At 43.6% G+C, this 18,962-nt stretch carries 13 protein-coding genes, 12 tRNA genes and 2 pseudogenes; 25 read left to right on the forward strand and 2 right to left on the reverse strand.

The genetic code is table 11. The features are described from left to right. The first annotated feature begins 52 nt into the window (after positions 1 to 52). The 17 genes from QM968_RS07345 to QM968_RS07425 all read left to right on the forward strand — a co-directional run bounded on the left by QM968_RS07345 (position 53) and on the right by QM968_RS07425 (position 5,368). Positions 53 to 125 (forward strand) — tRNA-Val (locus tag QM968_RS07345). A 5-nt stretch (positions 126 to 130) separates the two neighbouring features. Next, positions 131 to 201: transfer RNA gene (locus tag QM968_RS07350), tRNA-Gly, on the forward strand. A 36-nt stretch (positions 202 to 237) separates the two neighbouring features. Further along, a tRNA-Ile gene (locus QM968_RS07355) sits at positions 238 to 311 on the forward strand. Positions 312 to 323: 12 nt separating this feature from the next. Then, positions 324 to 395: transfer RNA gene (locus QM968_RS07360), tRNA-Glu, on the forward strand. A gap of 7 nt (positions 396 to 402) precedes the next feature. Further along, positions 403 to 492, forward strand: a tRNA-Ser gene (locus QM968_RS07365). A 9-nt stretch (positions 493 to 501) separates the two neighbouring features. Beyond that, positions 502 to 575: transfer RNA gene (locus QM968_RS07370), tRNA-Met, on the forward strand. Positions 576 to 578: 3 nt separating this feature from the next. Then, positions 579 to 651 (forward strand) — tRNA-Phe (locus QM968_RS07375). Between the two features lie 15 nt (positions 652 to 666). Further along, a tRNA-Tyr gene (locus QM968_RS07380) sits at positions 667 to 747 on the forward strand. Between the two features lie 6 nt (positions 748 to 753). Next, positions 754 to 824 (forward strand) — tRNA-Trp (locus tag QM968_RS07385). Between the two features lie 12 nt (positions 825 to 836). Further along, a tRNA-His gene (locus tag QM968_RS07390) sits at positions 837 to 909 on the forward strand. A 19-nt stretch (positions 910 to 928) separates the two neighbouring features. Further along, positions 929 to 1,000: transfer RNA gene (locus tag QM968_RS07395), tRNA-Gln, on the forward strand. Positions 1,001 to 1,010: 10 nt separating this feature from the next. Continuing rightward, positions 1,011 to 1,094, forward strand: a tRNA-Leu gene (locus QM968_RS07400). A gap of 128 nt (positions 1,095 to 1,222) precedes the next feature. Next, the gene (locus QM968_RS07405; RefSeq protein WP_414383291.1) at positions 1,223 to 1,660 is read left to right on the forward strand and encodes a zinc-dependent MarR family transcriptional regulator; all 438 of its coding nucleotides are present in this window, start codon (positions 1,223 to 1,225) and stop codon (positions 1,658 to 1,660) included. A 1-nt stretch (position 1,661) separates the two neighbouring features. Continuing rightward, the gene (locus QM968_RS07410; protein WP_414383292.1) at positions 1,662 to 2,366 is read left to right on the forward strand and encodes a metal ABC transporter ATP-binding protein; all 705 of its coding nucleotides are present in this window, start codon (positions 1,662 to 1,664) and stop codon (positions 2,364 to 2,366) included. Further along, positions 2,359 to 3,162 carry a metal ABC transporter permease gene (locus tag QM968_RS07415; protein ID WP_414383294.1) on the forward strand — a complete coding sequence of 268 codons (804 nt, stop codon included), beginning with the start codon at positions 2,359 to 2,361 and terminating at the stop codon, positions 3,160 to 3,162. The genes QM968_RS07410 and QM968_RS07415 overlap by 8 nt, the downstream gene beginning before the upstream one ends. A gap of 2 nt (positions 3,163 to 3,164) precedes the next feature. Beyond that, positions 3,165 to 4,670 carry a zinc ABC transporter substrate-binding protein AdcA gene (locus tag QM968_RS07420; protein ID WP_414383296.1) on the forward strand — a complete coding sequence of 502 codons (1,506 nt, stop codon included), beginning with the start codon at positions 3,165 to 3,167 and terminating at the stop codon, positions 4,668 to 4,670. A gap of 140 nt (positions 4,671 to 4,810) precedes the next feature. Continuing rightward, positions 4,811 to 5,368: a DUF6287 domain-containing protein gene (locus tag QM968_RS07425; protein ID WP_414383298.1), complete on the forward strand. Its 558-nt coding sequence runs from the start codon at positions 4,811 to 4,813 to the stop codon at positions 5,366 to 5,368. 34 nt (positions 5,369 to 5,402) lie between these two features. On the opposite strand, the pseudogene QM968_RS07430 reads toward QM968_RS07425, so the two are convergent. After that, positions 5,403 to 6,872: pseudogene (locus tag QM968_RS07430) on the reverse strand (GH92 family glycosyl hydrolase); the annotation flags it as partial. A 33-nt stretch (positions 6,873 to 6,905) separates the two neighbouring features. Beyond that, positions 6,906 to 7,478: pseudogene (locus QM968_RS07435) on the reverse strand (alpha-mannosidase); the annotation flags it as partial. A 215-nt stretch (positions 7,479 to 7,693) separates the two neighbouring features. On the opposite strand from QM968_RS07435, the gene QM968_RS07440 reads away from it, so the two are divergent. The 8 genes from QM968_RS07440 to QM968_RS07475 all read left to right on the forward strand — a co-directional run bounded on the left by QM968_RS07440 (position 7,694) and on the right by QM968_RS07475 (position 18,961). After that, positions 7,694 to 8,974 (forward strand): glycoside hydrolase family 125 protein, encoded by a 1,281-nt coding sequence (locus QM968_RS07440; protein ID WP_414383300.1) that lies wholly within the window; start codon positions 7,694 to 7,696, stop codon positions 8,972 to 8,974. A gap of 70 nt (positions 8,975 to 9,044) precedes the next feature. Next, positions 9,045 to 11,690, forward strand: a complete 2,646-nt coding sequence (locus QM968_RS07445) for an alpha-mannosidase (RefSeq protein WP_414383302.1) — start codon at positions 9,045 to 9,047, stop codon at positions 11,688 to 11,690. Between the two features lie 84 nt (positions 11,691 to 11,774). Next, positions 11,775 to 12,644 carry an ROK family protein gene (locus tag QM968_RS07450; protein ID WP_414383304.1) on the forward strand — a complete coding sequence of 290 codons (870 nt, stop codon included), beginning with the start codon at positions 11,775 to 11,777 and terminating at the stop codon, positions 12,642 to 12,644. Then, the gene (locus QM968_RS07455; protein WP_414383306.1) at positions 12,638 to 14,518 is read left to right on the forward strand and encodes a beta-N-acetylhexosaminidase; all 1,881 of its coding nucleotides are present in this window, start codon (positions 12,638 to 12,640) and stop codon (positions 14,516 to 14,518) included. Before QM968_RS07450 ends, QM968_RS07455 begins: the two co-directional genes overlap by 7 nt. 225 nt (positions 14,519 to 14,743) lie before the next feature. Next, positions 14,744 to 15,673, forward strand: a complete 930-nt coding sequence (locus QM968_RS07460) for an ABC transporter permease (protein ID WP_414326367.1) — start codon at positions 14,744 to 14,746, stop codon at positions 15,671 to 15,673. Between the two features lie 13 nt (positions 15,674 to 15,686). Beyond that, positions 15,687 to 16,619, forward strand: coding sequence for a carbohydrate ABC transporter permease (locus QM968_RS07465; RefSeq protein ID WP_414326365.1), 933 nt, complete (start codon positions 15,687 to 15,689; stop codon positions 16,617 to 16,619). A 78-nt stretch (positions 16,620 to 16,697) separates the two neighbouring features. Next, positions 16,698 to 18,179 carry an ABC transporter substrate-binding protein gene (locus tag QM968_RS07470; RefSeq protein ID WP_009732050.1) on the forward strand — a complete coding sequence of 494 codons (1,482 nt, stop codon included), beginning with the start codon at positions 16,698 to 16,700 and terminating at the stop codon, positions 18,177 to 18,179. A 170-nt stretch (positions 18,180 to 18,349) separates the two neighbouring features. Beyond that, the gene (locus tag QM968_RS07475) at positions 18,350 to 18,961 is read left to right on the forward strand and encodes a DUF624 domain-containing protein (protein ID WP_414383308.1); all 612 of its coding nucleotides are present in this window, start codon (positions 18,350 to 18,352) and stop codon (positions 18,959 to 18,961) included. Position 18,962 lies beyond the last annotated feature (1 nt).

Consider the following 18,962-nt stretch of genomic DNA (forward strand, 5'->3'; position numbering starts at 1 on the left):
ATAAGGTAGTCGCTTAGCAAGAGATTGAGTCTAGAGAGATCTAGGCTCATTTGGGAGTTTAGCTCAGCTGGGAGAGCATCTGCCTTACAAGCAGAGGGTCAGCGGTTCGATCCCGTTAACTCCCATATAAGCGGGTGTAGTTTAGTGGTAAAACTACAGCCTTCCAAGCTGTTGTCGCGAGTTCGATTCTCGTCACCCGCTTTGAACATATGTTCAAATATACCAAGTTTTTAACTTGGGCGCGTAGCTCAGGTGGTTAGAGCGCACGCCTGATAAGCGTGAGGTCGGTGGTTCGAGTCCACTCGTGCCCATTATAAGATTATGGTCCGTTGGTCAAGGGGTTAAGACACCGCCTTTTCACGGCGGTAACACGGGTTCGAATCCCGTACGGACTATATTTTTGGAGGATTACCCAAGTCCGGCTGAAGGGAACGGTCTTGAAAACCGTCAGGCGTGTAAAAGCGTGCGTGGGTTCGAATCCCACATCCTCCTTAATATTATCGCGGGATGGAGCAGCTCGGTAGCTCGTCGGGCTCATAACCCGAAGGTCGTAGGTTCAAATCCTGCTCCCGCAATTTGGCTCGGTAGCTCAGTTGGTAGAGCAATGGATTGAAGCTCCATGTGTCGGCGGTTCGATTCCGTCTCGCGCCATTACATTTATAATTAGGAAGGGTAGCGAAGAGGCTAAACGCGGCGGACTGTAAATCCGCTCCTTCGGGTTCGGGGGTTCGAATCCCTCCCCTTCCATCCTTTACGGGCATAGTTTAAAGGTAGAACTAAGGTCTCCAAAACCTTCAGTGTGGGTTCAATTCCTACTGCCCGTGTTAATAATTATGGCGGGTGTGGTGAAGTGGTTAACACACCAGATTGTGGCTCTGGCATGCGTGGGTTCGATCCCCATCACTCGCCTATTTATTATTTGTATTATTGGGGTATAGCCAAGCGGTAAGGCAAGGGACTTTGACTCCCTCATGCGTTGGTTCGAATCCAGCTACCCCAGTTAAATTTATGCCGGCGTGGCGGAATTGGCAGACGCGCTGGACTCAAAATCCAGTGTCCGCAAGGACGTGCCGGTTCGACCCCGGCCGCCGGTATAGATTATAAAAGGAGTTTTTACTCCTTTTTTTGTTTGTTTTTTTTCTTTTTTATGATATAATTAACCGGTAAAGTTTCTGCTTGTGAACCGGTAAAGTTTCTGCTTGTGAATTAGAAGGAGTTTATTTTGTCTGAAGTTGCAAACAAAATTGATCGTTTTTTAAATTCTATTTTATTGTTATCTGAGAATCAGCATGAGATTTTAGTTGGTTCTTGTACTAGTGGTGTTTCTTTAACGAACACTCAGGAACATATCTTGATGTTGGTTGCTGATGAAGCTCTAACCAATTCTGTCTTAGCAAAGAAATTGAATGTTAGTCAGGCAGCGATCACGAAGGCTGTGAAGCCCTTATTAAGTCAGGGGATGCTGGAGACTTATCGCGATGAAAATGATGCACGGGTTCTCTATTACCGCTTAACTGAGATTGGTAAGCCGATTGCTGTAGAGCATCAGCACCACCATCAGCATACCCTTCACACTTATGAGAATGTTTTGTCGAAGTTTACTAAGAATGAGCAAGGGGTTATTTCGCGCTTTTTAGATTTATTGGAAGAGGAGTTATAGTTTGAGGTATATTACGGTTTCAAATTTATCGTTCTATTATGATCGAGAACCGGTTCTGGAAGGGATCAATTACTACTTAGATAGTGGGGAGTTTGTCACCTTGACCGGGGAGAATGGGGCTGCTAAGTCAACCTTGATTAAGGCTAGTCTTGGCATTTTACAGCCCAAGGTTGGGACTGTTGAGATTTCTAAGACCAATTTGAAGGGAAAGAAATTAAGAATTGCTTATTTGCCACAACAGATTGCCAGTTTTAATGCAGGGTTTCCAAGTACGGTCTATGAATTTGTGAAGTCAGGTCGGTACCCTCGTAAAGGATGGTTTCGAAAGTTGAATGAGCACGATGAAAAACATATTCTGAAGAGTTTAGAATCTGTTGGTATGCTGGAGTTCAAGGATCGGGCGATTGGTTCTTTGTCTGGTGGTCAGAAACAGCGGGCTGTCATTGCTCGGATGTTTGCTTCAGATCCGGATATCTTTGTTTTAGATGAACCCACGACAGGAATGGATGCGACGACAAAGAGTGATTTTTATGAGTTGATGCATCACAGTGCGCATCACCATCAAAAATCTGTTTTGATGATTACGCATGATCCTGAAGAGGTTAACCAATTTGCGGATCGGAATATTCATTTGGTTCGAGACCAAAGCTCTCCTTGGAGATGTTTTAACGTCCATGATACTGAAGGGGAGGGTGACCATGCTTGATTTATTCCAGTATGATTTTATGCAGCGGGCCTTGTTGGCTATGGTTGCGATGAGTCTTTTTTCTCCTGTATTAGGGATTTTCTTGATTTTAAGACGGCAGAGTCTGATGAGTGATACGTTAAGTCACGTCTCTCTTGCGGGTGTCGCTTTTGGACTTTTCCTTGGGATCTCTCCAACGCTCTCAACCATGATCATTGTCATTATTGCTGCGGTTTTTCTTGAGTATTTGCGGACCTTATTCAAGGACTTTATGGAGATCGGGACGGCAATTTTAATGTCCACAGGTCTTGCCCTAGCTTTGGTCCTGATGCGGGGTGGTGGGAAGAGCTCCATGAGTTTGGATCAGTATTTGTTTGGTTCTACCCTAACCATTACGGATGAACAGGTGATCGCCTTGTTTGTGATTGCTTTCGTTGTATTAGTGCTGACGGCCTTATTCTTGCGGCCTATGTATATTTTGACCTTTGATGAAGATACGGCCTTTGTAGATGGCCTGCCTGTTCGGACCATGTCTATCTTATTTAATGTGGTGACAGGGATTGCTATCGCCTTGATGATTCCTGCAGCAGGGTCTTTATTGGTTTCGACCATCATGGTCTTGCCGGCTAGTATTGCGCTGAAATTAGGGAAGAACTTCCGTGGGGTTATGCTGATTGCAGTCATCATTGGCTTTATCGGGATGTTTAGTGGGTTGATTTTGTCTTATATTGCAGATACACCAGCGAGTGCCAGCATCACGCTCTTATTTGTGGCCTTGTTCTTGCTTGTGAATCTTGGATCACGTTGGAGGAAGTAAATATGAAATTTAAAAAAATAGGTTTAATGTTGTTGGTGGCTTTTGCCCTTATCTTGTCAGCTTGTGGCAAAAGTCAGAGTCAAAATGGGAAATTAAAAGTGATGACCACTTTTTATCCTGTTTATGATTTTACAAAAAATATTGTTGGAGATGAAGGAACGGTAGACCTGCTCATTGGAGCGGGATCAGAGCCCCATGAATATGAATTGTCTGCTAAGGGGCGGGCTATGATTCAAGATTCGGATGTTTTCGTCTATGAGAATGAAAACATGGAAACGTGGGTTCCAAACCTTTTAAAATCAATGAAGGATAAGAAAACCAAAGTGATCGATGCTACCAAGGGCATGGTCTTGCTTCCTGGATTAGAAGAGGAACATGAACACGAAGGGGGCGAAGAACACCATCATGAATATGATCCTCACCTTTGGCTCTCTCCACATCGTGCCATGAAGATGGTAGAGTCGATTCGCGATCAGTTGGTCGCAGCTTATCCAGATAAGAAAAAGACGTTTGAGAAAAATGCGCAAGCTTATTTGAAGAAGTTACAGGCTTTGGATCAAGCGTATCAGGATGGCTTGAAAGATGCGAAGCAAAAGAATTTTGTGACCCAACACGCGGCTTTCCGTTACTTGGCCTTGGATTATGGCTTAAACCAGGTGGCCATTTCAGGGATTTCACCTGATAGTGAGCCTTCTGCTGCACGATTGCGTGAATTGACAGAGTACATCAAGAAAAATGAGATCAAGGTGATTTACTTTGAGGAAAATGCTTCGAAGTCCCTGGCGAAAACCTTGTCTTCTGAAGCTGGTGTTGAGTTGGCTGTCTTAAATCCTTTGGAAAGCCTGACGGATCAAGAAATGAAAGATGGCGAAGACTACGTTTCTGTCATGAAGGAGAATCTGAAGGCACTGGAGAAAACCACATCCCAAGCTGGTAAGGATATTCAACCGGAACATGAGGAAGAAACTAAGACGGTTCAAAAGGGCTATTTCGAGGATAATCAAGTGAAGGATCGTAGCTTAGAAAATTATGCAGGTGATTGGCAATCGGTTTATCCATTCTTGCAAGATGGAACCTTGGATCAGGTCTTTGATTATAAGGCAAAACTAAACCCAACCATGACTGCTGCTGAGTATAAGGAATATTATACCAAGGGTTACCAAACAGATATTGATCGGATTAAGATTGATAAGGATTCAATGGAGTTTTATCAAAAAGGATCTTCTAAGAAATATACCTATAAATACGTAGGTAAGCACATTTTGACTTATAAGAAGGGGAATCGTGGAGTTCGTTATCTCTTTGAAGCCAAGGAGAGTGATGCGGGAGACTTCAAGTATGTTCAATTTAGTGACCATGAAATCACCCCTGTTAAGGCAGCTCACTTCCATATTTTCCATGGAGGAGAGAGTCAAGAAGCGCTTTACGATGAGTTGGAAAATTGGCCAACTTATTATCCTTCCAACTTATCTGGTTTAGAAGTGGCACAGGAAATGCTGGCTCACTAAGAGCAAGCGCCAAAAGAGAGGCTGGGATTTTGTATCCCGGTCTTTTTTTGATCAGAAATAGGAAGTAGAGCTTGTCAAATGTTTGAAAATACGTTACAATGAGAGGGCTTTAAACTAAAAAAATGTATGGGGAATGTTAAATGAAAAAAGTTGGTGCTATTCTTGTGAGTCTTTTCAGTGTGGTCTTATTGGTGGCTTGTTCACAGCAAGGTGCGAGCAAGAAATCAACCACTTCTTCTAGTCAAACGAATGCCTCTTCTGAAGTGAAAAAGACGGATGCTTCTCGTTCAGAAGCGAAAGACAAAGAAGAAAAAGAAGAGAAAAAAGAAGTGAAGAAAATGGATCTAGAGGCTATTGCCAATGGAGATTACAGTAGTATTGCTGGTGTCTGGCAAGATGATAAAGGAAACAAGTTAGTCTTTAATGACAAAGGGTTGGTCTCACAAGAGTTAGAGGGCTATGGAGCTTCTTTGACAGATTATGGAACAGCATCTGAAGGCATTTATGGTGGTCGTGATGGTGGCTTCTTGTTGGAGTATATTCCTGCGGGAGTAACCATTGGTGATCAGGTCGATGATCAAGGGCAAGTTGTTTTTAAGGATACATCCGATGCCTCTAAGAACCGCTTGTGGTCTGGTGTTGGAATCGCTAGTTTTGGGGAACAAGGATCGATCTACTATCATGTAGGAGATGAATAATAGAAAAAAGTCGTCTGCTTTCAGACGACTTTTTTTATGGATGTGGGGGGAGCCAAGAAAGATCGAACTGAAGCAGCTGGGCTTCAAGGAGATCTTGGTGGGAAATCTCTTGCTGCGCTTTGCCATCTAATCGGGCTTTTTGGATAAAATAGGCACCTGTAGTATGGGAGTTAGCGCAAATTTTGAGCTCATGGTTTGGAAGATGGAGAAGAACTTCTTTAAAGAGAGGGAGCCCTAGATCATAGATTGGTTTTCCTGGGCAGGTTGGGTAGAGTCCAAGGACCGACCAGATGTACCAAGCAGATAGGCTACCGTTGTCCTCATCACCTGGATAGGCTTGGAAATCTTGATGGAAAGCTTGGGATCGGATCTGGTGGATAAGGAGATTGGTATATTCGGGGTGAAGGCTGTGGCGGAAGAGGTAGGGAATGTGAAAACTGGGTTGATTGGAGATGGCGATCTGCCCAAATGGGGCTTGGGCCATCTCACTCATTTCGTGGATTTCATAGCCATATCCTCTTACGTCAAATTGAGGTTTTTGATTGGCTAAATCCAGTAGTCGTTGGGTGAAGGCTTTTTTACCGCCCATTAGCTCTATCAGGCCAGAGAGGTCGTGTAAGGCTCCAAAAGTAGCCTGGGTTGCAGAGCATTCTGCATAATCTCCTCCCCAGCTGGTAGGAGAGAAGGGCTCTTTAAAGTTTCCATTGGTGGATCGCGCTCTCATGAAACCCGTTTGGGCATCGTACAATGTTCGGTAGGAGAGGCTGGAAGCAGCATACTGAGCGGCTGTTTCTGCATGCCCCAATTGCTTGGCGACGGTGGCAATGCAAAAATCACTATAAGCATAATCGAGGCTGTGGCTAACACTTTCGTGAAAATCTTCAGGTAGGTAGCCAAGTCCTTTGTAGGTTTTATTGCCATGGCGACCAAAATGTTGCGTGGGATCCGTTTTTTGGGCTGTCTGGAGCATGGCTGTGAGCATGTTTTCATGTAGGTCTGGTGCGATCCCTTTTGTGACAGCATCTGCAAAGACTCCATCAATGAGAGTGCCTGGCATCATCCCTCGTTCATCTGGAGCCAACCATTTTGGTAGAAAACCGGTATCCTTGTACGTGTTTAAAAATCCTTCGAGAAAGTGACGGTAGTAATCGGGATAGACAAGACTAAAGAGCGGAAAAGACGTTCGAAAGAGGTCCCAAAAACCGACATTCGTATAAGCTTTTCCTGATTTGATTTCATTATGGGCGATATCTAGGTGCCAGTCATTCCCCTTGGTATCTGTTTCATAAAAGGTTTGAGGAAAAAGGAGGAGTCGGTACAGGCAATGGTCGAAAAAGGCTTGATCACACCCTCCGTTATCTTTCACTTCAATTCGTTTTAGTAGCTGATTCCATTGATCGGCTGCTTCTTTTTTAGCTTCCTCTAGGGAAAGGTTGGGAAGATGGCTGTGAGCCATGTCTTGGGACAGATAAGAACTTCCTAATTGGACGGTCACTTCCTTGCTAGCAAAGGTGAGAAAAAGATCTTGATCGATGTGAGTGACGTTCTCGATCGGCTGGCTAAATTGCCACTGGAGATAGAAAGAGTAGGAAGTATCTGCTGTATGGGCCTGATCCAGAATGCGGAAGTGACAGGTGTGGTCTGTAAGGGTCAAATCCTCTAGTTCATTTGCTGCATGAAAGCAGAGAGTCAACTTTTCTGGTGCTCGAAAGCGCAGGACAGCCCCGTAGCGGCTTGGAACCAGCTCGCTTTGAATCTGATAACGTTCCGAAAAAATACGGAGGTAGTGGGGCTGGAAAACGGCTTCTTTCATCGAATAACTGCTTTGACGCCGGAAGAGGTCGGAACTTGTAACTTCTCCTGTGATGGGAGTGATAAGGCACCAAGCGTAGTCTCCTATCCAAGGACTAGGCTGGTGGGTGAGACGAAAACCCTGAAAAATAGGGAGATTGGGGTTGAAAAACCAAGCTCCTTGTTCGTGTGTCGTCTGGGGAAGGAAGTAATTCATTCCAAAAGGGACTCCGGTATAAGGGAGGGTGTTTCCGTGCGAATAGTGGGGATGATTATCACTTCCCCAGCGGGTATCGATGGTCTGGCAAGTTGTGTGCATCTTGTCTCCTTTTTCTTCATCAACCTTAAATGGTCTGTGTTTTTCTTTGAACACGCAGTGGTATTTTCTTCATTGTATCAAAGCGTTGTCAAATATGATAGCGTTTTTATCAAATGGAAAATTTTGTAGAAAAAGGGCTATAGTTTGCGTATGTATTTCCCATCTGAAATCTTTTATACTGAATAGGAAAGAATCGATACGTGTGAGGAAAATAAATGACCTATTCAAAAGAAATCGTTAGAGAATGGTTGGATCAAGTAGCAGAACGTGCTAAGGATTATCCTGAATGGGTGGATGTCTTTGAGCGTTGCTATACAGACACTTTAGACAATACAGTTGAAATCTTAGAAGATGGCTCAACTTTTGTGTTGACAGGGGACATCCCAGCTATGTGGTTGCGTGACTCGACTGCTCAGCTTAGACCATACCTTCATGTGGCTAAAAGAGACCCTCTCTTGCGTCAGACCATTGCAGGTCTGGTCAAACGTCAGATGACATTGATCCTCAAGGATCCCTATGCTAACTCTTTTAATATTGAGGAAAACTGGAAGGGTCACCACGAAACAGACCATACAGATCTCAATGGCTGGATTTGGGAACGCAAGTATGAAGTGGATTCGCTTTGCTATCCCTTGCAGTTAGCTTATCTTCTGTGGAAAGAAACTGGTGAGACTAGCCAGTTTGATGAAACGTTTGTTACGGCGACCAAGGAGATCCTTCATCTCTGGACGGTGGAGCAAGACCACAAGAACTCTCCTTATCGCTTTGTTCGGGATACTGATCGTAAGGAAGACACTTTGGTAAATGATGGTTTTGGTCCCGACTTTGCCGTGACAGGAATGACCTGGTCAGCCTTTCGTCCGAGTGATGATTGTTGTCAATATAGCTACTTGATTCCGTCAAATATGTTTGCAGTCGTTGTCTTAGGTTATGTCCAAGAAATCTTTGCTACATTGAATCTAGCTGATAGTGAAAGCATGATTGCTGATGCCAAACGCCTCCAAGCTGAGATTCAAGAAGGGATCGAAAACTACGCCTACACGACTAATAGCAAGGATGAAAAGATTTATGCCTTTGAAGTGGATGGTCTAGGAAATGCTAGCATCATGGATGACCCTAACGTACCAAGTTTGTTAGCTGCTCCCTATCTGGGTTACTGTGATGTCAACGATGAAGTCTACCAAGCTACTCGTCGCACCATTTTGAGCCCTGAAAATCCTTACTTCTATGAAGGGAAGTACGCAAGTGGGCTGGGAAGTTCCCATACCTTTTATCGCTATATTTGGCCGATTGCTTTATCCATCCAAGGATTGACAACGACGGATAAGGCAGAGAAGAAATTCTTGCTCGATCAGTTGGTTGCCTGCGATGGAGGAACGGGTGTCATGCACGAAAGTTTCCACGTGGACGATCCAACTAAATACTCGCGTGAATGGTTCTCATGGGCCAACATGATGTTCTGCGAGTTGGTCTTGGATTACTTGGATATTCGCTAATGAGCTGTCGCTCGACAGATTCTAGGAAAGAATCACAAATATATTTTTAAGTTAGAATGAGGTTTTACTCATGGAAAATGTTGTTGTACATATCATCTCTCATAGCCACTGGGATCGTGAGTGGTATCTACCTTTTGAAAGCCACCGCATGCAATTGGTGGAACTGTTTGACAATCTGTTTGATCTTTTTGAAAATGATCCTGAGTTCAAGAGCTTCCACCTAGATGGACAAACCATTGTCCTCGATGACTATTTAGAAATTCGCCCTGAAAACCGTGACAAGGTGCAGCGTTATATCGACGAAGGCAAACTCAAGATTGGACCCTTCTATATCTTGCAGGATGATTACTTGATTTCCAGTGAAGCCAATGTTCGCAATACCTTGATTGGACAAGCGGAATGTGCCAAATGGGGCAAATCCACTCAGATCGGTTACTTCCCAGACACCTTTGGAAATATGGGGCAAGCTCCTCAAATCCTTCAAAAATCAGGGATTCACGTAGCGGCCTTTGGGCGTGGTGTCAAGCCAATTGGATTTGACAACCAAGTTCTTGGAGATGAGCAATTTACTTCTCAATTTTCTGAAATGTACTGGCAAGGGGCAGATGGTAGCCGTGTACTGGGCATTCTCTTTGCCAACTGGTACAGTAATGGGAATGAAATTCCAGTAGATAAAGATGAAGCTTTGGCTTTCTGGAAACAAAAATTGGCAGATGTTCGTGACTATGCATCGACCAACCAATGGTTGATGATGAATGGTTGTGACCACCAACCGGTTCAACGAAACTTGAGTGAAGCCATTCGTGTGGCCAACGAACTCTTCCCTGACGTGACCTTTATTCACAGTTCCTTTGATGACTACGTGCAAGCAGTGGAAAGTGCGCTTCCTGAACAGTTATCAACGGTTACGGGAGAATTGACCAGCCAGGAAACCGATGGTTGGTACACACTGGCAAATACGTCTTCTTCTCGGATTTATCTCAAGCAAGCCTTCCAAGAAAACAGCAACTTACTCGAGCAAGTGGTGGAACCTTTGACCATCATCACTGGTGGACATAACCACAAGGATCAATTGACCTATGCCTGGAAGACGCTCTTACAAAATGCGCCACACGATAGTATTTGTGGATGTAGCGTGGATGATGTTCACCGTGAAATGGAAGTTCGTTTCGCTAAGGTCAATCAAGTCGGAAACTTTGTCAAGACCAACCTCCTCAATGAATGGAAAGAGAAACTCGCGACTCAAAAAGCCCAGAGCGAGCATCTCTTTACGGTTATGAACACTGGCTTGCATGATAAGGTGGATACCGTCAGTACGATTGTCGATGTAGCGGTTTGTCCATTTAAGGAATTGCACCCGACAGAAGGCTTCAAGAAAATGGCCGCTTTGACCTTGCCAGACTATCATGTAGAGGATTTAGATGGGCATCTTGTAGAAGCTGAGATTGAAGACTTGGGGGCAAGCTTTGGCTATACCTTACCTAAGGATAAATTTCGCCAACCCTATATTGCGCGTCAAGTGCGCGTGACGGTTCCAGTTCACCTATCACCTCTTTCTTGGACCACCTTCCAGCTTCTGGAAGGAAAAGCTTCCCATCATGATGGGATTTACCAAAATGGGGTTCTCGATACACCATTCGTAACTCTCAGTATTGATGATGGCTTGACCCTTTACGATAAGACGACTAACGAAGCTTACGAAGACTTCATCCAATTCGAGGATCGTGGGGATATTGGAAATGAGTATATTTACTTCCAACCAAAAGGAACCGAGCCAATCTATGCGGAGCTGAAAAGCCATGAAATCTTGGAAAACAATGCTCGTTATGCCAAAATCTTGCTCAAGCATGACTTAACCATTCCAGTCAGTGCAGATGAAAAATTGGATGCGGAGCAAAGAGGCATTATTGAGTTTATGAACCGAGATGCAGGTCGTTCAGAAGAGGTGACAACCATCCCTCTTGAAACAGTGATGACCGTCTTTGTGGATGACCCGCAAATTCGCTTCAAGACGAGCTTTACCAATACTGCTAAGGATCACCGTATTCGTCTCTTGGTGAAGACTCATAACACTCGTCCAAGCAATGACTCGGAAAGCATCTATGAAGTTGTGACACGGCCAAATAAACCAGCAGCTTCTTGGGAAAATCCTGAAAATCCACAACACCAACAAGCCTTTGTCAGCTTGTATGATGATGTCAAAGGAGTGACAGTAGCTAACAAAGGATTGCACGAATACGAAATCCTTGGAGACGACACAATCGCAGTAACCCTTCTGCGTGCTTCAGGTGAGCTAGGTGACTGGGGCTACTTCCCAACACCGGAAGCTCAGTGCTTGCGAGCTATCGAAGTTGAGTTTGCAGTAGAGTGCCACCAAGCTCAGGATCGTTTTTCAGCTTTCCGTCGTGCCAAAGCCTTCCAGGTGTCATTTACAGCTCTTCAAGTTGCAAAACAAGAGGGTAGCGTTGCAGCAACGGGAAGTCTCTTTAACCATCCGGCACTGAACTTGCCGCAAGTATGCCCAACAGCCTTTAAAGTTGCTGAAAATGAAGAAGGCTACGTCCTTCGTTATTACAACATGAGTCAAGAAAATGTCCGTGTGTCTGAAAAACAACAAACCATTCTTGACTTGTTGGAACGCCCATATCCAGTCCATTCAGGACTATTAGCACCACAAGAAATTCGTACAGAATTGATCAAAAAAGAAGAAATTTAATTTCAAAAAGAAAACATAAACAGAAAGGAGGAGCGAAAAAGTAAGAACCAACTGCTGATTCGCTCCTTTTTGCAGGTGAAAGCAATGACCATTGCAACGATTGATATCGGAGGGACTGGCATTAAGTTTGCTAGTCTAACTCCTGATGGAAAGATTTTAGATAAGACCAGCACCCCAACTCCAGAAACTCTAGAAGATTTATTGGCTTGGTTGGACCAACGCTTGTCAGAACAGGACTATCGTGGGATTGCTATGAGTGTTCCAGGAGCGGTCAATCAAGAAACAGGTGTGATTGAGGGGATTAGTGCCATTCCTTATATCCATGGTTTTTCTTGGTATGAGGCCCTTGCTCATCACCAGCTACCTGTCCATCTAGAAAATGATGCCAACTGTGTTGGACTGAGTGAACTGCTAGCTCATCCTGAGATTGAAAATGCAGCCTGTGTTGTCATTGGCACAGGGATTGGTGGGGCCATGATTATCAATGGCAAAATTCACCGTGGTCGCCATGGCTTGGTTGGAGAGTTTGGTTACATGACAACTATCGAACCAGCAGAAAAACTCAATAACTGGTCACAACTAGCTTCTACAGGAAACATGGTTCGTTATGTGATTGAAAAATCAGGTCAGTCAGACTGGGATGGCCGTAAGGTTTATCAAGAGGCTGCAGCAGGTAATGCCCTTTGCCAAGAAGCCATTGAGCGGATGAATCGTAATCTAGCTCAAGGCTTGCTCAATATCCAGTATCTAATCGACCCAGATGTCATTAGCCTAGGTGGCTCTATCAGTCAGAACCCAGATTTTATCAAAGGGGTGCAAAAAGCGGTAGACGTCTTTGTGGAAAGATATGAAGAGTATACAATTGCGCCAGTGATCCAAGCCTGCACCTATCAGGCAGATGCCAATCTCTACGGTGCCCTTGTCAACTGGTTACAGGAGGAAAAGCAATGGTAAGTTTTATTGGAATTAGCAGTAAACAACAGAAAGCTATAGACTTACTTCAAAAGCACATTTCTCTACCAGATGTAGAAGTGGCGGTTGCTCAGTCTGACCAAGCTTCTATCTCTATCAAGGGTGAGGGTGGAGAATATCAATTGACTTATCGCAAACCTCACCAACTCTATCGCGCCTTGTCTGTTCTCGCAACAGCTTTAGAAGAAGGTGATAAGGTGGAGATTGAGGAGCAAGCAGCCTATGAAGATTTAGCCTATATGGCGGACTGTTCCCGTAATGCGGTTCTAAATGTCGCATCTGCCAAGCAGATGATTGAAGTCTTGGTTCTCATGGGTTATTCAACCTTTGAGCTCTACATGGAAGACACCTATCAAATCGAGGGGCAACCTTACTTTGGTTATTTCCGTGGAGCTTATGCTGCTGAAGAGTTACAGGAAATTGAAGCCTATGCCCAGCAGTTTGACATGACTTTTGTTCCTTGTATCCAGACATTAGCCCACTTGTCGGCCTTTGTCAAATGGGGGGTCAAAGAAGTCCAGCAACTTCGTGATGTAGAGGACATTCTCCTCATCGGCGAAGAAAAAGTTTACGACCTAATCGACGGCATGTTTGCTACTTTGTCTAAACTACAAACACGCAAGGTCAATATCGGCATGGACGAAGCTCACTTGGTTGGTTTGGGACGCTACCTCATCTTAAACGGTGTTGTGGACCGTAGCCTCCTCATGTGCCAACATTTGGAGCGCGTGCTGGATATTGCAGACAAGTATGGTTTCCACTGCCAGATGTGGAGCGATATGTTCTTCAAACTCATGTCAGCAGATGGCCAGTACGACCGTGATGTCGAAATTCCAGAAGAAACTCGTGTTTACTTAGACCGTCTCAAAGACCGTGTGACCTTGGTTTACTGGGATTATTATCAGGATAGCGAAGAAAAATACAATCGTAACTTCCGTAATCACCACAAGATTAGCCAGGATATCGCTTTTGCAGGTGGAGCTTGGAAGTGGATTGGTTTTACACCACACAACCATTTCAGCCGTCTCATTGCAGTCGAAGCCAATAAAGCTTGCCGTGCCAATAACATCAAAGAAGTGATTGCAACTGGTTGGGGGGACAATGGTGGGGAAACAGCCCAGTTTTCTATCCTGCCAAGCTTACAAATCTGGGCGGAGCTTAGCTACCGCAATGATTTAGAGCGTCTATCTGCCCACTTCAAGACCAATACAGGCCTATCCGTTGAGGACTTCATGCAGCTGGATCTGGCCAATCTCTTGCCAGACCTACCAGATAATCTCAGTGGGATCAATCCTAACCGTTATGTCTTTTATCAGGATGTCCTCTGTCCAATCCTTGACAAGCACATGACTCCTGAACAGGATAAACCCCACTTTGCCCAAGCAGCTGAGACTCTTGCTGCTATTAAAGAAAAAGCAGGCGTCTATGCTTATCTCTTTGAGACTCAGGCTCAGTTGAATGCTATTTTAAGTAGCAAGGTGGATGTGGGACGACGCATTCGTCAAGCCTATCATGCAGGCGATAAAGAGAGCTTGCAACAAATTACTCGAGAAGAACTGCCAAAACTCAGAAGCCAGATCGAAACCTTCCACAATCTCTTTAGCGACCAATGGCTGAAAGAGAATAAGGTCTTTGGCTTGGATACAGTAGACATTCGTATGGGAGGCCTCTTGCAACGGATCAAGCGCGCAGAAAGCCGCATTGAAACCTACCTTGCAGGTGAAATTTCTCGTATCGACGAACTAGAAGTAGACATCTTGTCATTTAATGATTTCTACGGAGATAAGGACTTCGCCGCAACGACAGCTAACCAGTGGCATACTATTGCGACAGCTTCGACTATTTATACGACCTAAAAAATGCCAAGTTGGATGACAGAAGTCTCATCCACGGTCGATAGGAGTAAAAGAGGAGCTGTGTTTACGATCGCCCTTTTCTACTCCTTTTTTAAATCTATGTCATAAATTTGTAGAATTTTTTCTATAATTAGGAGTTTGAAAATCGAAAGGGGCTATCTTATAATAAGTGATGTAAACGCTATCAATGCATAAACACGCTCAAGACTCAAAGGGGGGAGTTAGATGAAAAAGTTTGTGAGAACTCTGAGAGAAAATTTCATTTTTCTTTTAATGGTCTTACCTGGTGCAGCGTGGTTAATCTTATTCTTCTATATCCCGGTTTTTGGGAATATCGTAGCATTTAAGGACTATCATATCACAGGAGAAGGCTTCGTCGACAGTGTTATGAAGAGTAAGTGGGTTGGTTTTGACAACTTCAAGTTCCTCTTTAGTTCCAAAGATGCCTACATTATTACAAGAAACACGGTATTGTACAACTTAGGCTTTATCTTCCTAGGATTGATTGTTTCCGTTGGGATCGCCATCATCTTTAGTGAGTTGAGATCAAAAAGAGTGGTCAAGGTGCTTCAAACCTCCATGCTCTTCCCATATTTCCTATCATGGGTTATCATCAGCTTCTTCACCGATGCCTTCCTAAATGTAGACAAAGGATTGGTCAACCACATCTTAACTTCATTTGGCATGAAAGCCATCAATTTCTACTCGGAATTGTGGATCTGGCCAGCGCTTCTGCTCTTCCTAGGGATATGGAAAGGCTTTGGTTATAGCAGTGTCATGTACTATGCGACCATCATGGGAATCGATCCAACCTTCTATGAAGCAGCGACCGTGGATGGTGCCTCTAAGTGGCAACGCATTCGCAACATCACCATTCCTCAGTTGTCTTCCTTGATTACAGTCTTGACCATTCTTGCAGTCGGAAATATCTTCCGCGCAGACTTCGGTCTTTTCTACCAAATCCCACACAATGCTGGAGCACTCTATAGTGTGACCAACGTTATAGATGTCTATGTCTACAACGGTTTGACCAAGTCAGGGGATATCGGGATGACTGCAGCAGCAGGGCTTTACCAATCAGTTGTCGGTCTGGTTCTTGTGTTAATCTCAAATATCATTGCCCGTCGCATTGATAAGAATGCTGCTCTCTTCTAGAAAGGAGGATCGTATGAAAAAATCAACCATTCAAAAAGAAAAAATTGATAATGTCGGGATCCATTCTTTCAGTAAGAAGAGCAACTTTTTCTTCACTTTATTGTTGACCCTAGTCGGCTTGACCTGTGTGCTTCCCTTCATCTTTGTTGTCATGATCTCTTTGACAGACGAACAAAGTTTGGCAGTCCATGGTTTCCAATTCTGGCCAGCAAAATTTGGATTTGACGGCTACCTTTTCTTGGTACAGTTTAAAGAAAAAATCTTGCAAGCCCTCTTCATTACCTTGTTTGTGACCATTGTGGGTACAGCATGTAATGTCTTTATCACAACAACCTATGCTTATGCGATCTCACGGACGACCTTTAAATACCGCAAGTTTTTTACCGTATTTTCACTCCTTAGCATGCTCTTTAGTGCAGGGTTGGTACCAAGCTACATTGTTACCACTCAACTCTTGCAGTTAGGTGATACCATCGGGGCTTTGATTATCCCAATGTTGCTCAGCCCATTTAACATCATCTTGATGCGGACCTTCTTTAAACGGACCATTCCGGAAGCCATTCTGGAATCTGCTCGGATCGATGGGGCAAGTGAAACACGGATCTTCTTCCAAATCTGCTTACCATTGTCTCTCCCAGGTATTGCGACTATTAGTCTCTTCACCGCTTTAGGATTCTGGAACGACTGGTTCAACGCCCTTCTCTATATTAAGAGTGACAACCTTTACCCATTGCAATACCTCTTGATGCAAATCCAAAACAATATGGATTACATCGCTAAAAATGTCGGGGTATCCGGCCAATTGGCAGGAGCTGTACAATCCATCCCACGGGAAACAGGACGTATGGCCATGGTGGTTGTGGCAACAGTGCCAATTGCCATTCTCTATCCATTCTTCCAACGCTACTTTGTAAAAGGCTTGACCATCGGTGGTGTGAAAGAATAGGAAAACAATCGAAAATCAACATGATTTTCAACTCATAACTTAGTCTATAAAGAAAATAACATAAAGGAGATTTTTCTTATGAAAAATTGGAAAAAATACGCGTTAGCATCTGCTAGTGTCATTGCTCTTGGAGCTACTCTTGCTGCTTGTGGGAACCTTACAGGGAACAACAAGAAATCAGCAACAACAGAAGATGGTAAACCAATCATCAAGATGTACCAAATCGGTGACAAACCAGATAACTTGGATACCTTGTTAGAAAATGCCAACAAGATCATTGAAAAGAAAGTTGGCGCAAAATTGGATATCCAATATCTTGGTTGGGGTGACTACGCACAAAAAATGAACGTCATCATCTCATCTGGTGAAAACTATGATATTGCCTTTGCCAATAACTACGTGATCAATGCTCAAAAAGGTGCTTACGCTGACTTGACAGAGTTGTACAAGAAAGAAGGAAAAGACCTTTATAAAGCGCTTGACCCAGCTTATATCAAAGGAAACACTGTAAACGGCAAGATCTATGCTGTTCCAGTAGCAGCCAACGTTGCATCTTCTCAAAACTTTGCCTTCAACGGACCACTTGTTGAAAAATATGGTATCGACATCTCAAACGTGAAAGACTATGCTTCTCTTGAACCAGTCTTGAAAGCCATTAAAGAAAAAGATCCAAACGTTGTTCCATTTGCAATGAACAAGAGTTACGGTGGACCTTCAGATGACTTCGACTATGTGGCTGTTGATGGACTTCCATTCGTTGTTGACTTGAAAGGTGACACTACGAAGATCGTGGACCGTTACACAATCCCTCGTTATGTAGAAAACTTGAAGACTCTTCACAAATACTACGAAGCAGGATACATTCCAAAAGACGTAGCAACAAGCGATACTGGTTATGACCTTTCTCAAGATACTTGGTTGGTTCGTGAAGAAACAGTAGGGCCAGCTGACTACGGTAACAGCTTGCTTACTCGTGTAGCAAACCGTAAGATTGATATCAAACCATTTACTGAACTTTACAAGAAGAACAACACCACTCAAGTAGCTAACTTTGTTATCTCAAACAACTCTAAGAACAAAGAAAAAGCGATGGAAGTGTTGAACCTCTTGAATACAAACCCAGAACTCTTGAATGGTCTTGTGTACGGACCAGAAGGCAAGAACTGGGAAAAAGTTGACGGTAAAGAAAACCGTGTGAAAGTCTTGGATGGCTACAACGGAAACACTCACATGTCTGGATGGAACACAGGTAACAACTGGATTCTTTACATCAACGAAAATGTAACGGATGAACAAATTGCACAATCTAAGAAAGACTTGGAAACTGCAAAAGAATCTCCAGCATTAGGTTTCATCTTTAACACAGATAATGTGAAATCAGAAATCACTGCTCTTACAAATACTTTGAACCAATTCGCAGGTGCGATCAATACTGGTACTGTGGATCCTGAAGTAGAAGTTCCTAAGATGCTTGAAAAATTGAAATCAGAAGGTGCTTACCAAAAAGTGCTTGACGAAATGCAAAAACAATACGACGAATACCTTGCTTCTAAAAAATAAGAAACAGGTCGTGTAAAAAGGCTTTGGAGGGATCTCCAGAGTCTTTTTGTTTCCTTATGAAAATGAATCATGTAAATGAAAATTAAAATGTTAGAGTACCATTGTAAGTGTGTGAAAACGTTTTATAGTTATGATATAATAGAATGACGAATAGGAAAAGAGGTTGAACGATGGGGAAAATGATCGAGCTCATATTTACGAGAGTCTACGTTGCCATGCTGGTAACAGGGATTTTTTGGATCTTGACGATTTGTGGAGGAGTCCTTTTTGGAGTGGGAGCAGCCGGTGCTACTGTCATGAGCCTCTATGCGGAAAATGGTATGACCTACAAAGACTACCATTGGTCACGCACTTGGGAATTGTTCAAAGAAAATTTTGTACCAGCCAATCAAGTCTTTTACTCCTTTTTCGCTGTTGAAGGAGTGCTAATCTATGGCATGTATCTCATGATCCAGATTCCTCACTTGAATTTCTTCCAAATTTTGGTTCTCTTGTTTAATCTGGTTTTCCTTTTGGTTGCGCCTCTAGCTTACGCCGTTTATTTGAAATTGCAAGTTCATTTCGATCTCTCTTATGTCAATAGTATTAAGCTCAGTTTGATCGGAATGTTGTTAGACATTCGTCCGATTCTCAAGCTGATTCTTGGAACAGCCTTACTGGGGGTTATCAGTTACTATATGCCCGCCCTTCTCTTTTTTGTCTTGATCGGCGTCTGGCATTTCTTTGTCAATGATATCTTTGATCCTGTTTATCAAAGTATTCACGAAAAATTGGTACCCTAAC

It is taken from the genome of Streptococcus sp. OMI870, assembly GCF_047460295.1.
Taxonomy (GTDB): domain Bacteria; phylum Bacillota; class Bacilli; order Lactobacillales; family Streptococcaceae; genus Streptococcus.

Coding starts and splice junctions, on each gene's coding strand:
- QM968_RS07470 (WP_009732050.1), top strand. CDS start 16,698: ATGAAAAATTGGAAAAAATACGCGTTAGCATCTGCTAGTGTCATTGCT.
- QM968_RS07415 (WP_414383294.1), top strand. CDS start 2,359: ATGCTTGATTTATTCCAGTATGATTTTATGCAGCGGGCCTTGTTGGCT.
- QM968_RS07475 (WP_414383308.1), top strand. CDS start 18,350: ATGGGGAAAATGATCGAGCTCATATTTACGAGAGTCTACGTTGCCATG.
- QM968_RS07445 (WP_414383302.1), top strand. CDS start 9,045: ATGGAAAATGTTGTTGTACATATCATCTCTCATAGCCACTGGGATCGT.
- QM968_RS07450 (WP_414383304.1), top strand. CDS start 11,775: ATGACCATTGCAACGATTGATATCGGAGGGACTGGCATTAAGTTTGCT.
- QM968_RS07420 (WP_414383296.1), top strand. CDS start 3,165: ATGAAATTTAAAAAAATAGGTTTAATGTTGTTGGTGGCTTTTGCCCTT.
- QM968_RS07440 (WP_414383300.1), top strand. CDS start 7,694: ATGACCTATTCAAAAGAAATCGTTAGAGAATGGTTGGATCAAGTAGCA.
- QM968_RS07425 (WP_414383298.1), top strand. CDS start 4,811: ATGAAAAAAGTTGGTGCTATTCTTGTGAGTCTTTTCAGTGTGGTCTTA.
- QM968_RS07465 (WP_414326365.1), top strand. CDS start 15,687: ATGAAAAAATCAACCATTCAAAAAGAAAAAATTGATAATGTCGGGATC.
- QM968_RS07460 (WP_414326367.1), top strand. CDS start 14,744: ATGAAAAAGTTTGTGAGAACTCTGAGAGAAAATTTCATTTTTCTTTTA.
- QM968_RS07455 (WP_414383306.1), top strand. CDS start 12,638: ATGGTAAGTTTTATTGGAATTAGCAGTAAACAACAGAAAGCTATAGAC.